This is a genomic window from Vibrio sp. 10N.239.312.C11 (assembly GCF_041466065.1).
GTDB classification, from domain to species: Bacteria; Pseudomonadota; Gammaproteobacteria; order Enterobacterales; family Vibrionaceae; genus Vibrio; species Vibrio tasmaniensis_A.
This window is the reverse complement of record NZ_JBFSRZ010000026.1, coordinates 30,467-42,968: the sequence shown is the minus strand read 5'-3', so window position 1 is coordinate 42,968 and position 12,502 is coordinate 30,467. Positions and strand designations below refer to the sequence as shown.

13 protein-coding genes are annotated in these 12,502 nt (G+C 45.7%); 3 read left to right on the top strand and 10 right to left on the bottom strand.

All coding sequences use genetic code 11. The features are described 5' to 3' along the window. Positions 1-293 precede the first annotated feature (293 nt). Genes xseB through dxs form a run of 3 tightly spaced genes read left to right on the top strand, consistent with a single transcriptional unit; the run spans position 294 to position 3,346 of the window. On the top strand, positions 294-536 hold the full coding sequence (gene xseB / locus AB6D07_RS12835) for an exodeoxyribonuclease VII small subunit (protein ID WP_004734405.1): 243 nt from the start codon (positions 294-296) through the stop codon (positions 534-536). Between the two features lie 20 nt (positions 537-556). Continuing rightward, positions 557-1,441, top strand: a complete 885-nt coding sequence (gene ispA / locus AB6D07_RS12830; protein WP_017103890.1) for a (2E,6E)-farnesyl diphosphate synthase — start codon at positions 557-559, stop codon at positions 1,439-1,441. Positions 1,442-1,462: 21 nt separating this feature from the next. Further along, positions 1,463-3,346, top strand: a complete 1,884-nt coding sequence (dxs, locus tag AB6D07_RS12825; protein ID WP_017103889.1) for a 1-deoxy-D-xylulose-5-phosphate synthase — start codon at positions 1,463-1,465, stop codon at positions 3,344-3,346. A 166-nt stretch (positions 3,347-3,512) separates the two neighbouring features. On the opposite strand, the gene pgpA is transcribed toward dxs, so the two are convergent. The 10 genes from pgpA to proB form a co-directional block, all read right to left on the bottom strand. Continuing rightward, on the bottom strand, positions 3,513-4,019 hold the full coding sequence (gene pgpA, locus AB6D07_RS12820) for a phosphatidylglycerophosphatase A (RefSeq protein ID WP_009847467.1): 507 nt from the start codon (positions 4,017-4,019) through the stop codon (positions 3,513-3,515). Then, positions 4,019-4,993 (bottom strand): thiamine-phosphate kinase, encoded by a 975-nt coding sequence (thiL, locus tag AB6D07_RS12815; protein WP_029223100.1) that lies wholly within the window; start codon positions 4,991-4,993, stop codon positions 4,019-4,021. Before thiL ends, pgpA begins: the two co-directional genes overlap by 1 nt. A gap of 115 nt (positions 4,994-5,108) precedes the next feature. Then, on the bottom strand, positions 5,109-5,576 hold the full coding sequence (gene nusB / locus AB6D07_RS12810; RefSeq protein ID WP_004734399.1) for a transcription antitermination factor NusB: 468 nt from the start codon (positions 5,574-5,576) through the stop codon (positions 5,109-5,111). Continuing rightward, entirely contained in the window at positions 5,576-6,046 is a 471-nt protein-coding gene (gene ribE, locus AB6D07_RS12805; protein ID WP_004734398.1) for a 6,7-dimethyl-8-ribityllumazine synthase, read from the bottom strand. The genes nusB and ribE overlap by 1 nt, the downstream gene beginning before the upstream one ends. 280 nt (positions 6,047-6,326) lie before the next feature. Then, positions 6,327-7,436 (bottom strand): bifunctional 3,4-dihydroxy-2-butanone-4-phosphate synthase/GTP cyclohydrolase II, encoded by a 1,110-nt coding sequence (ribBA, locus tag AB6D07_RS12800; protein WP_017099517.1) that lies wholly within the window; start codon positions 7,434-7,436, stop codon positions 6,327-6,329. A 108-nt stretch (positions 7,437-7,544) separates the two neighbouring features. Next, positions 7,545-8,201 carry a riboflavin synthase gene (locus AB6D07_RS12795; RefSeq protein ID WP_004734396.1) on the bottom strand — a complete coding sequence of 219 codons (657 nt, stop codon included), beginning with the start codon at positions 8,199-8,201 and terminating at the stop codon, positions 7,545-7,547. A 55-nt stretch (positions 8,202-8,256) separates the two neighbouring features. Next, positions 8,257-9,351 carry a bifunctional diaminohydroxyphosphoribosylaminopyrimidine deaminase/5-amino-6-(5-phosphoribosylamino)uracil reductase RibD gene (gene ribD / locus AB6D07_RS12790; protein ID WP_029223099.1) on the bottom strand — a complete coding sequence of 365 codons (1,095 nt, stop codon included), beginning with the start codon at positions 9,349-9,351 and terminating at the stop codon, positions 8,257-8,259. A 40-nt stretch (positions 9,352-9,391) separates the two neighbouring features. Next, positions 9,392-9,841 carry a transcriptional regulator NrdR gene (gene nrdR, locus AB6D07_RS12785; protein ID WP_004734394.1) on the bottom strand — a complete coding sequence of 150 codons (450 nt, stop codon included), beginning with the start codon at positions 9,839-9,841 and terminating at the stop codon, positions 9,392-9,394. A 156-nt stretch (positions 9,842-9,997) separates the two neighbouring features. Then, positions 9,998-11,248, bottom strand: a complete 1,251-nt coding sequence (locus AB6D07_RS12780) for a glutamate-5-semialdehyde dehydrogenase (RefSeq protein ID WP_017099519.1) — start codon at positions 11,246-11,248, stop codon at positions 9,998-10,000. Between the two features lie 66 nt (positions 11,249-11,314). Further along, the gene (gene proB, locus AB6D07_RS12775) at positions 11,315-12,499 is read right to left on the bottom strand and encodes a glutamate 5-kinase (RefSeq protein ID WP_017099520.1); all 1,185 of its coding nucleotides are present in this window, start codon (positions 12,497-12,499) and stop codon (positions 11,315-11,317) included. Between the last annotated feature and the right edge of the window lie 3 nt (positions 12,500-12,502).

Genomic DNA, 12,502 nt, shown 5'->3' with positions numbered 1-12,502 from the left:
ACTCCTCATGCTTTTTTACAGTTCTACGTCGACGATAATATTCTTATCGGCAAGACTATAAGATCTTTTAGTTAATTCTTCGTCTAAGTATCACACTTTTCGTTTTTGAATCACAACTATTGGCTTACTTTGGCCTTATTCAAAGCGTATAAACTCGATAAAGCCACGGTTATTCAATCAAAGTAAATTCAAGCGCCTTAAAAACGAACTTTCTAGCAAAAATTCTTGGTTACATTTGACCATCTCAGCGGCCTAGGGTAACGTTCGTTCATCTTTCCAAACGCAGATTTATTATGGCTACTAAGAAACCTGAAAATATGAGCTTTGAAGCGGCTATCGAAGAGCTTGATGGCTTGGTTGATCAACTAGAAAATGGTGATCTAGCTTTAGATGATGCGCTGAAAAAGTTCGAACGAGGCATCTCCCTCGCTCGTGCTGGTCAAAGTAAACTAAACGACGCAGAACAGCGTGTTAGCATCCTGCTGCAAAATGATGAAAATGCAGAACTGAGTGACTTTAACCCACAACCTGAATAACAAATTGTATGAGATCCCCTATGATCGAGACGTTATTGTCTTATCAAGCACGTAATAACGAGCAACTTAACCTTTGGCTTGATCGCCTGCCACACCAAAATCAGAATCTCATTAACGCGATGCGTTATGGGTTACTTTTAGGCGGCAAACGCGCACGTCCGTTTCTTGTCTACATTACAGGGGAAATGCTCGGTTGCACTGCGGAAGAACTCGACACTCCAGCTTCAGCAATCGAATGTATTCATGCCTATTCTCTGATTCACGACGACCTTCCAGCAATGGACGACGACGAATTGCGTCGTGGCCATCAGACTTGTCACATCAAATACGATGAAGCAACGGCAATTTTAACTGGCGATGCACTACAAACTCTCGCGTTTACTATACTTGCGGAAGGCACATTAAGTGCTGACGGGGAAAGCAATCGCGTTCGAATGATTCAACGCCTAGCAGAAGCGTCTGGTGCACAAGGTATGTGTATTGGACAAGCACTTGATATTGAAGCTGAAAACCGCTCTGTCACGCTAGAGGAGTTAGAAGAAGTTCACCGTAACAAGACTGGCGCTCTAATGAAGAGTGCGATTCGTTTAGGTGCTCTGTCTGCTGGCGAAAAAGCGTTTGAAGTGATGCCTCAATTAGACAAGTACGCCGATGCCATTGGATTAGCATTCCAGGTTCAGGATGATATTTTAGATATCACTAGTGATACTGAAACTTTGGGTAAGCCACAGGGTTCTGACCAAGAATTGAACAAAAGCACCTACCCTTCTTTGTTAGGTTTAGAGGGCGCTCAAGAAAAAGCGCAAACTCTGCTACAGGAAGCGCTTCAAGCTTTGGCTGCAATCCCATACAATACCCAGTTACTCGAAGAGTTCGCCCGATACGTCATCGAGCGCAAGAACTAAGACAATAAGCGCGCATTACCTATGACTCTTGATATATCCAAGTACCCAACTCTTGCTTTGGCTGATAAGCCAGAGGATTTGCGTCTACTTCCAAAAGAGACGCTTACACAGCTTTGTGATGAATTACGCACCTATCTTCTAAACTCAGTGAGCCAGTCAAGTGGCCACTTAGCATCGGGCTTAGGTACGGTAGAGCTAACCGTTGCTCTGCACTACGTGTACAACACGCCTTTTGACCAGTTGGTTTGGGATGTTGGTCACCAAGCCTACCCGCACAAGATCCTTACAGGTCGTCGTGACCGCTTATCGACTATCCGTCAAAAAGATGGACTGCATCCATTCCCATGGCGTCAAGAGAGCGAATACGACACGCTTTCTGTTGGTCACTCTTCAACATCGATCAGCGCCGGGCTTGGTATGGCGATCAGTGCGAAGAAAGAAGGCAAGAATCGTAAAGTCGTCAGTGTGATTGGTGATGGCGCGATTACTGCGGGTATGGCCTTCGAAGCGATGAACCACGCGGGCGATATTCATAATGACATGCTGGTTATCCTTAACGATAACGAGATGTCGATCTCTGAAAACGTCGGTGCTCTGAACAACCATCTAGCTCAAGTTCTTTCTGGCAGTCTTTACACGTCAATTCGTGAGGGTGGCAAGAAAGTGCTATCGGGCGTTCCGCCGATTAAAGAGCTCGTTCGTCGTACAGAAGAACATCTAAAAGGCATGGTTGTCCCTGGCACCATGTTTGAAGAGTTAGGCTTTAACTACATTGGTCCGGTTGACGGTCACGATGTGAATGAGCTGATTAAAACGCTTAAGAACATGAGAGACCTAAAAGGTCCTCAGTTCCTGCATATCATGACGAAGAAGGGCAAAGGCTACGAGCCAGCAGAGAAAGATCCAATAGGTTACCACGGCGTTCCGAAATTCGATCCCGCACACTCAAGTCTGCCTAAGAGCACCAGCTCTAAACCAACTTTCTCTAAGATTTTTGGCGACTTCCTGTGTGATATGGCTGCGCAAGATCCTAAGCTGATGGCAATTACGCCAGCAATGCGTGAAGGTTCTGGCATGGTACGTTTCTCGAAAGAGTACCCAGAGCAATACTTCGATGTAGCGATTGCTGAGCAACACGCAGTGACACTAGCAACGGGTATGGCGATTGCGGGTGATAAGCCGATTGTGGCTATCTACTCGACGTTCTTACAACGTGGCTACGATCAACTGATCCACGATGTCGCTATCATGGATCTACCGGTTATGTTCGCTATTGACCGTGCAGGTCTTGTTGGATCCGATGGTCAAACACACCAAGGTGCGTTCGACTTAAGCTTTATGCGCTGTATTCCAAACATGGTGATCATGGCACCAAGCGACGAAAACGAATGTCGCCAAATGCTATACACTGGCCACAAGCACACAGGTCCAAGTGCCGTTCGTTATCCTCGTGGTAATGGTATGGGCACCGAGATTCAAAGTGAGTTTACCGCACTTGAGATTGGTAAAGGTCGTATCGTTCGCGAAAGCAAAAAAGCAAAAGATGGCTCGAAAATCGCTATTCTAAGCTTCGGTACTTTCCTTGAGAGTGCACTTCAAACGGCTGACGCTATCGATGCAACAGTGGCTGATATGCGCTTTGTGAAGCCACTCGATGAAGCTTTGATCAAACAACTTGCTGCTGACTACGATGTACTTGTGACTATCGAAGAAAACGCAATAGCAGGTGGTGCGGGCGCGGGTGTGATTGAATTCTTGATGCAAGAGAAACTACTGATGCCAGTATTGAATCTTGGCCTCCCAGACAAGTTTATTGCTCAAGGAACACAGGATGAGCTGCATGAAGAGCTTGGCTTAGATGCGAAAGGCATTGAGAAGTCGATCTCTGACTATCTTGCTAAATAGCCTTAACACGTAAGCTCGTAAGCTCGTAAGCTCGTAAGCTCGTAAGCTCGTAAGCTCTAAAGTCGTAAGCAATAAAAGCAAAAAAGGTTGGCCCTAGGGTCAACCTTTTTAGTATCCGAGACTTAGCTTAATATGCTTGCAACTAAGTCTTAATCCTTTAGCTAACTTAAACTAACCAGCCCGCGAAATGTGCCACTGCGTACAAGGCAACAGCCGCCATAATACCTGCCACAATATCATCAATCATGATACCTAAGCCGCCGTGTACTCGTTTATCTAGCCAGCCAATAGGCCAAGGCTTCACCATATCGAAAAAGCGAAATAGGACAAAACCAGTGAATAACCATTTCCAGTCATCCGTAGGGATATTCAATAAAGGCACTAGACCCATGGTGATCCAAAAGCCCGCAAACTCATCCCATACGATAGAGCCATGGTCGTGTACACCCATATCATCAGATGTCACCTGGCAGATCTTGATACCGATAATACAACTAACAACCACTACTGCGACATAAGCAGGGAAAGGTAACTGAACCAGCAATAGATAAAAGGGGATCGACGCAAGCGTGCCCATTGTGCCTGGAATAATCGGCGATAAGCCACTGCCAAAACCCGTAGCCAATAAGTGCCAAGGATTTTTAAGAGAAATAAGAGAAAGTGGATTTGTCATCAATTAACCTTAAAGTGATCGTAACCAGTTAAGTTCCAGCTTAGTGGTTCACCATTATTGTGTAATTCAAAATATTCTACAGGTCTTATCTGGCCAATGCAGGTGACTTTTGTACCTGTGTGCGACAAAGCACTTTCCAATGAACCTTTATTTTCTTCCGGCACGGTAAAGCAGAGTTCGTACTCTTCACCACTGGTCAACGCATACTGCTGTGCAGAAGCGGTATCAGAAGAGAATTGAAGTAATTCAGCAGAGATTGGTAACGCACTCACATCAATGCTTGCACCGACCTGAGAACGCTTAAGGATGTGTTTTAAGTCGGCAATAACGCCATCAGAGATATCAATAGCCGATGAAGCTAGGTTCACGAGCGCCTGACCCGCCAATACTCGTGGAGAGCTGATGTAGTGCCTCTCTTCTAGCTCAAGTGCATAAGGCTTAGCTTTGTTCTGTTCTGGGTCTAATATCACCTCTAGCCCAGCTTTGCTGTCACCTAAGTTACCCGTTACGTAAATCCAGTCCCCCACTTTCGCGCCATCTCTGCGTAGTGCTCGGCCTTCTGGCACAAAGCCCTGTACAGTCAGCGTTAAACTCAGCGGCCCTTTGGTCGTGTCACCACCAATAAGTTGAATACCAAAATAGTCTGCAAGTTTGAAGAAGGAATCACAGAAGGGAGCAAGCCATTCTTCATCAACTTCTGGCATGGTTAACGCAAATGAAACCCAGGCAGGCGTCGCACCCATCGCCGCAAGGTCGCTAATGTTCGAAGCCAACGCCTTGTGTGCTACCCATGCCGGATTCGCCTCTGTTAAGAAGTGAGTGCCCGCCACTAAGGTATCCGTGCTGATCGCTATCTCAACATTGCCCGGCGCTTTGACCAAAGCACAGTCATCGCCCGCTGCCAGATGTACATCTTTACGTTGTGGTTGTCGATTTACAAAATATTTTTCAATCAGGTTAAATTCGCCAGACATCACATGCCCTATCTTTAGTCTTCATACAAATCACCGTAATTATTGGTATTACGATAATTTAGTTACAAAAAAGGCCAGCATAAAAGCTGACCTTTAGATTCAATATACGAACGTCTTATTTCTTACGAACGTGCGGTGCAGCTTTATCAAGCACACCGTTAACAAACTTATGGCTGTCTTCTGCTGCGAATACTTTCGCAAGCTCGATAGCTTCGTTGATAACCACTTTGTATGGTACATCTTCGCGACGAGTCATCTCGTACATAGCTAAACGTAGAAGCGCTAGTTCCATCAAATCCAGATCTTGCATAGGGCGAGATACGAATGGACGAAGCTTGCTATCAAGTTCCATGTGGCTAAGAGCAACACCAGTTAGTAAGTCGCGGAAGTATGCAACGTCTGTTTCTGGCATAGCTAGAGCAGGTTCTGCGGCATGATGCTCTTCTTCATCATACTTACCACCAGATAAGAACTGTTCTTCAACGGTAGCAATATTTTCTTTAGTAATTTGCCAAGAATAAATTGCTTGTAGAGCAAATTGACGTGCGTTACGACGTGCGGCTGGTTTCACACTGGCCCCCATTAGGAATCGATTTCAGAAAGAACGTTGATCATCTCAAGTGCGCTAAGTGCGGCTTCTGCACCCTTATTACCAGCCTTGGTTCCTGCGCGTTCAATAGCTTGATCGATCGTATCAACAGTAAGAACACCAAACGCTACTGGAAGAGAAAATTCCAGAGACACTTGTGCCAAACCTTTATTACATTCACTACAAACATAGTCAAAGTGAGGTGTACCGCCACGGATTACTGTACCAAGAGATACAATCGCATCGAACTTACCTGTTTTTGCAACGCGTTGCGCTACAAGTGGAAGTTCTACTGCACCAGGGCAACGAACAACAGTGATGTTGTCTTCGCTTACTTGTCCATGACGCTTTAAAGTATCGATTGCACCAGAAAGTAAACTTTCGTTAATAAAACTGTTGAAACGAGCAATAACGATAGCAATTTTTGCATTTGGCGCTGGGAAGCCACCCTCGATCACTTTCATAAGCCTTCCTTTAACTATTTTCATCAAGTGAGAATCGCCGGATTCTAGCACAAAACTGTGAGCAATATCTAATGCTAATTTAGAAGAACAGACACCGGAGATGTAAATATGATAACGCAGCACGGCTCTCAACCATATAGGAGCAACCAGTAGTCAAGCTCGTGTATTTAACACGTTTTGAATCGGGCTTAACTACTTTGCTCTTTTGGCAAAACGAATCACCAAAAGAGCCACTGGAATCATCGGTAAATTATGTTGCTATAAACAGAGATATATCGACTTACTCGCAAACATACTCAACAACGTTAAGACCAAAGCCACCTAATGCGTGGTAACGCTTGGTGCTTGAAGAAAGCAGACGCATATCATGAACACCAAGGTCTTGTAGAATCTGAGAACCCACACCAACACGACGCGAGGTACCTTGCTTTTTAGCCATGGTTGGCTGCTCGTTCTTATCTTGAGCTTCGAATGTCTTCACTTTGTGAATCAAAGAATCAGACGACTCTTCGTTACCCAGAATAACCAACACACCGCCTTCATCGCCAATGCGCTTCATCGCTTTATCTAGTGACCAGCTACGCTCTGTACCACGGTCTGAGTGAAGTAGATCGGTAAACGTGTCATGCAGGTGAACACGCACTAAAGGAGCGCCCACAGACAGGTCACCTTTTTGCATCGCGTAGTGGATCTGGTTATCAATCGTGTCACGGTAAGTCACAAGCTCAAAGTCACCAAACTCTGTTGGCAAATGACATTGTGCTACACGTTCAATCGTCGTTTCTGTGTTGTTGCGGTATTCAATCAAGTCAGCAATGGTGCCTAATTTGATATCGTGTTTTTCAGCGAAGACTTCAAGATCAGGGCGACGTGCCATGGTGCCGTCGTCATTTAGGATTTCAACGATAACCGAAGCTGGCTCACAGCCTGCTAGACGTGCTAAATCACAGCCTGCTTCTGTGTGGCCTGCGCGCGTTAGAACACCACCTTCTTGCGCTGTCAGTGGGAAAATATGACCAGGTTGAACAAGATCAGCCGCTTTCGCATCTTTCGCCACTGCCGCTTGAACTGTCACTGCACGGTCTGATGCAGAGATACCCGTCGTTACACCCTCAGCCGCTTCAATCGAAACCGTAAAGTTCGTGGTGTACTGTGCATTGTTGTCTTGAACCATAGGGGCTAGACCCATACGGCTTGAACGCTCTTTGGTTAGCGTCAGACAGATTAAGCCACGGCCATACATCGCCATGAAGTTAATCGCTTCTGGCGTCACATGTTCTGCTGCCATGATCAGATCGCCTTCATTTTCGCGATCTTCATCATCCATCAGGATAACCATTTTTCCTAGGCGAATGTCTTCAATAATTTCTTGAGGAGTACTAATTGGCATTGTTCTATATCCTTTGAAATGGTTCTGCTTCCTAGAACCGACACTATTTAAACCTGATGATATTGCTTCGCTTTACAAAGTCTCGCTTAACGCACTTTGTATCAACGGTTAGGCAAAACCATTCTGCTGTAAGAATTCCATCGTTAATCGAGATTCAGGCTCAGACTCTTGCTGCTGACCTTGCAGTAAACGCTCCATGTAACGCGCTAATACATCAACTTCTAGATTCACTTTACGACCGACATTGAATTGGTCGATGGTGGTTTCTGAAGAAGTGTGAGGAACGATAGTCAGCTTGAATGCGTTCTTGCGTAAATCGTTCACAGTCAGGCTGATACCATCGACCGTTACTGAACCTTTTTGAGCCACGTATTTTGAGATTTCTGCTGGCATTTCTACCCAGAACTCAATCGCACGACCAACTTGATTACGTTCAACAATCTCACCCACGCCATCAACGTGACCAGACACGATGTGTCCACCGAAACGCGTGGTTGGTAACATTGCTTTCTCAAGGTTTACCTTGTCGCCAGCTTGGTAATCGACAAAACCCGTTTTTTTCAGGGTCTCAAGCGAAAGGTCTGCACTGTAGCTGTGATCGTTATACTCAACAACCGTCAAACAAACACCATTGGTCGCGATACTGTCGCCTAACTTAACGTCAGCCATATCAAGATTACCAACATTAACCGTTACGGTGATGTCTTCTCCGCGGGGAGTGATTGCACTCAATGTACCTACGGCTTCTACAATTCCTGTAAACATTTTAAAACTCTTTTTGTTGTCAACGACATGTATTTGGTTAGCAGAACTATTTCCACTATGGTTTCGTTATTATTTGTTTCGCGATAATAGGTTTCGCGACGATGCGAATATCCACACCAACCTGTCGAACATCTTTAATTTCTAGGTCAATCACATCAGACATTGAAGTGAGTCCTAATGCGCCCATCAAACCTCGTCCGTCACTGCCCATTAGTTTAGGTGCTAAATAAAGGATTAGCTCATCCACTAGCTGCGCTTCAATCAAGCTTTTTGCCAAGGTAGCGCCCGCTTCGACCCAAATATGATCAATATGGTTCGCTGGCAATTGACGCATTAGATCGTGTAAATCGAGCTGACCTGCATCTGTGGTTTCGACTTCAATATCAGCAGAGGTTTCAGCGACTCTCAATACCGATGTTGGAGTTTGGAATAACTTGAGCTCAGGATACAGTTGATTTTGGCGATCAAGAATTACGCGAATTGGCTGACGCAACTCGTCTTCAACGTAATTTGTTTTGGTACTGCTTGGCAACTCTGCCCAACGAACATTCAGCGACGCGTTGTCTTCAATCACCGTTTGGCTGGTTGATAGCACCGCGCCTGATTTTGCTCGAAAGTTCTGAACATCACGACGCGCTTCTGGCGATGTGATCCATTGGCTTTGACCATTTTCCAATGCCGTTTGTCCATCAAGGCTAGCGGCCATCTTTAACTGAACAAATGGCATGCCCGTTTGCATACGCTTAATAAATGCAGGATTTAAATCGAGAGCATCTTGCTCTAACAAGCCGATTTCAACCTCAATACCTGCGTCGCGTAGCATCTTGATACCACGGCCTGCGACTTTAGGGTTTGGGTCCTGCATGGCACAAATCACTTTTGAAACTTGAGCCTTAATCAAACCTTCAGCACAAGGCGGCGTTCTACCGTAATGAGAACAAGGTTCAAGTGTGACATAAGCGATCGCACCTTTTGCCTTATCACCCGCCATTCTCATAGCGTGTACTTCGGCATGAGCTTCGCCAGCTTTGGCATGGAAACCTTCGCCAACGATCTGGCCATCGGTTTGCACGATGACACAACCCACATTCGGGTTTGGTGCAGTAGTGTAAATGCCGCGTTTGGCTAACTGAATAGCACGCGACATCATTTGAAAATCTAGGGAAGTAAAGTTTGACATGATTGAGGAGTTAATCCTCTAATTTAGCGATTTCTTCGCCAAACTCTCGGATGTCTTCAAAGCTGCGGTAAACAGAGGCAAAACGAATGTACGCCACTTTGTCCAATTCTTTCAATTGGCCCATCACAAGGTTACCAATCATCTCGCTTGGTACTTCACGCTCACCAGTCGCACGGAGTTGTGACTTAATCGTGCTGATCGCAAGTTCAATCGCATCAGCACTCACTGGGCGTTTTTCTAGGGCGCGCTGCACACCACCGACCATTTTATCTTCATTAAATGGTTCGCGGTTTCCATTCGACTTTATGACTTTAGGCATCACAAGTTCTGCCGATTCGAAAGTCGTAAAACGTTCACTACATGCAAGGCATTGACGGCGACGACGAACCTGATGGCCATCGGCTACCAGTCTTGAATCGATTACTTTAGTGTCGTTCTCTGAACAAAAAGGACAATGCATATCACCTCCAAATAATTGAATATCAGTGTAACGGAATTGCCAAACGTTAGGAAAGAAAAAGGGCCAATTAAGGCCCTTTTGTGTGGTAATTCATTGATTATTGCTACTCGAGCGCCATTTCAAAAATGAGCTGAGGAGTAAAATTAACGACCAGCGTTAACCGCGAACTAAATAGTTCGCTTTACCTACCCACTTGTAGCTTGTCAGCTCTTCTAAGCCCATTGGGCCGCGAGCATGCAGCTTTTGAGTAGACACAGCAACTTCAGCGCCTAAACCAAACTGTGCGCCATCTGTAAAACGTGTTGATGCATTCACATAGACTGCAGCTGAACCGACTGAATTAATAAAGCGCTCTGAGCTCTCTAGACTGTTAGTCATAATCGCATCTGAGTGACTCGCGTTGTGTACGCGCATGTGGTCAATCGCTTCTGCCACATCCGCAACTACTTTTACGCCTAGCGTGTAGCTTAACCATTCAGTGTCAAAGTCACCTTCAACTGCATCACGTTGGTCTTCGAAACTAGTAAGCAATGATTTTGCACTAGCGTCAGCAACCAAGGTTACTTTGCCTGCTAAACGCTGTGTTAGCTTAGCAAGGAAAGCCTCAGCAACCGCTTCATGCACTAATAATGTATCCAATGAGTTACATGCAGATGGACGTTGAACTTTCGAGTTTTCAACCACATCAACAGACTTCTCAAGATCAGCGCTCTCATCAACAAAGATATGGCTGATACCGAAACCACCGATGATCACTGGAATGGTGCTGTTTTCTTTACACATTTTGTGCAGACCAGCGCCACCACGAGGAATGATCATATCCACGTAGTCATCCAGTTTAAGCAGTTGAGAGACAAGTTCACGATCGGGTTTCTCGATGTACTGCACAGAAGCCGCAGGAAGTTCCGCTTTCTCTAATGCAGACTGGATTACTTTAACCAGCTCCATGTTTGAGAAGAATGTCTCTTTGCCGCCACGTAGGATGCTTGCGTTACCAGTTTTGAGACACAGTGCTGCAATATCGATGGTTACGTTTGGACGCGCTTCATAAATAACACCAACCACGCCAAGTGGTACACGACGGCGAGACAGTGACATACCGTTTTCAAGTACCTTACTGTCAATCTCGCTGCCGACTGGATCATTCAGGCTAATCACGTTACGTACATCGTTAGCGATACCGGTTAAGCGTTCTTCGTTCAGCAATAGACGATCAAGCAGTGCATCAGTCAGACCCGCTTCACGGCCAAGTTCGATATCTTTCGCGTTTGCTTCTAAAATCGTTGTTGCGCTTGCTTCTAGCTCATCAGCGATAATCGCCAATGCTTTATTCTTTTGCGCCGTAGATGCGGTCGCTAGGTGGAAAGCAGCGTCTTTTGCTGCGATACCCATGTTAGTTAAATCCACGTTTAACTCTCCCTAAATTCTGTCTGTCTTTGGATGCAAAAAGGTGATTCGCCTTCTCATCACGAGCTATTCTTGGATTACAACAAGGTCGTCACGGTGAATGACTTCTGACCCGTAATCGTAGCCAAGGATGTCGCCAATATCTTTACTGTGCTTGCCTGCAATTTTTGCTAGGTCTTGGCTTGAATAACTGGCGATACCACGCGCAATTACTTTGCCTTTACTGTCTGTGACTTGGGTGACTTCACCACGAGAGAATTCGCCTTTAACTCGAACAACCCCTTTCGCCAACAAGCTGCTGCCTTTAGTGTTGACTGCGTTTACTGCGCCGTCGTCGACCACAATGTCACCAGCTGAAGCAGGGCCCGCTAGAATCCAGCGTTTACGGTTTTCAAGCGCTTCCGCTAAAGGCAAGAAACGTGTGCCTTGTGGGTTGTCACTCAGTGAGTCAAACACCACATTTTCAGCACTGCCCGCAGCAATAATTACTTCGATGCCAGCGCGACGAGCAATATCAGCCGCCTGCAGTTTTGTCGCCATGCCGCCAGTACCTAACGTAGTACCACTGCCGCCTGCGATCTTACGCAGCGTGTCATCAATGGTTTTTACTTCTTTGATGAGCTCAGCATTTGGGTCTTTACGAGGGTCAGCCGTAAACAGGCCTTTTTGGTCCGTTAATAGCAAAAGCTTATCAGCACCGCACAAAATACCCACTAAGGCCGACAAGTTATCATTGTCGCCCACTTTAATTTCGTTGGTGGCTACTGCGTCGTTTTCGTTTACTACCGGAATAATGTCGTGCTCAACAAGCGCATTGATCGTGTCACGTGCATTAAGAAAACGCTCGCGATCATCGAGATCAGCACGAGTCAGTAGCATCTGGCCAATCTTAAGGCCATAGATAGCAAACAAAGACTCCCAAACTTGAATCAACTGACTTTGCCCAACTGCCGCAAGCAACTGTTTGCTTGCCATCGAGTTGGGAAGTGCGGGGTAACCAAGGTGCTCACGTCCGGCTGCAATTGCGCCAGACGAAACCATAACCACAGAGTGGCCTTGTTTTTTTAATTCAGCACATTGGCGAACCAGCTCAACCATATGAGCGCGGTCTAATGCCAATGTTCCACCAGTTAAGACACTGGTACCCAGTTTAACAACGACAGTTTTACTCTGTGTTGTTGTCCCGCTTTGATGATTTGTTGTCATGAAGTCTTTTATGAATAAAACAAATAAGAGGTGATGTTTTAGCAATCA

Bases quoted from the DNA above. Each gene is read 5' to 3' on its own strand.
- pgpA (WP_009847467.1), bottom strand. From the start codon at position 4,019: ATGACAAATCCACTTTCTCTTATTTCTCTTAAAAATCCTTGGCACTTA.
- ispA (WP_017103890.1), top strand. From the start codon at position 557: ATGATCGAGACGTTATTGTCTTATCAAGCACGTAATAACGAGCAACTT.
- dxs (WP_017103889.1), top strand. From the start codon at position 1,463: ATGACTCTTGATATATCCAAGTACCCAACTCTTGCTTTGGCTGATAAG.
- AB6D07_RS12795 (WP_004734396.1), bottom strand. From the start codon at position 8,201: ATGTTTACAGGAATTGTAGAAGCCGTAGGTACATTGAGTGCAATCACT.
- ribD (WP_029223099.1), bottom strand. From the start codon at position 9,351: ATGATGTCGCGTGCTATTCAGTTAGCCAAACGCGGCATTTACACTACT.
- thiL (WP_029223100.1), bottom strand. From the start codon at position 4,993: ATGTCTGGCGAATTTAACCTGATTGAAAAATATTTTGTAAATCGACAA.
- nusB (WP_004734399.1), bottom strand. From the start codon at position 5,576: ATGGGGGCCAGTGTGAAACCAGCCGCACGTCGTAACGCACGTCAATTT.
- xseB (WP_004734405.1), top strand. From the start codon at position 294: ATGGCTACTAAGAAACCTGAAAATATGAGCTTTGAAGCGGCTATCGAA.
- ribBA (WP_017099517.1), bottom strand. From the start codon at position 7,436: ATGCCAATTAGTACTCCTCAAGAAATTATTGAAGACATTCGCCTAGGA.
- nrdR (WP_004734394.1), bottom strand. From the start codon at position 9,841: ATGCATTGTCCTTTTTGTTCAGAGAACGACACTAAAGTAATCGATTCA.
- ribE (WP_004734398.1), bottom strand. From the start codon at position 6,046: ATGAAAGTGATCGAGGGTGGCTTCCCAGCGCCAAATGCAAAAATTGCT.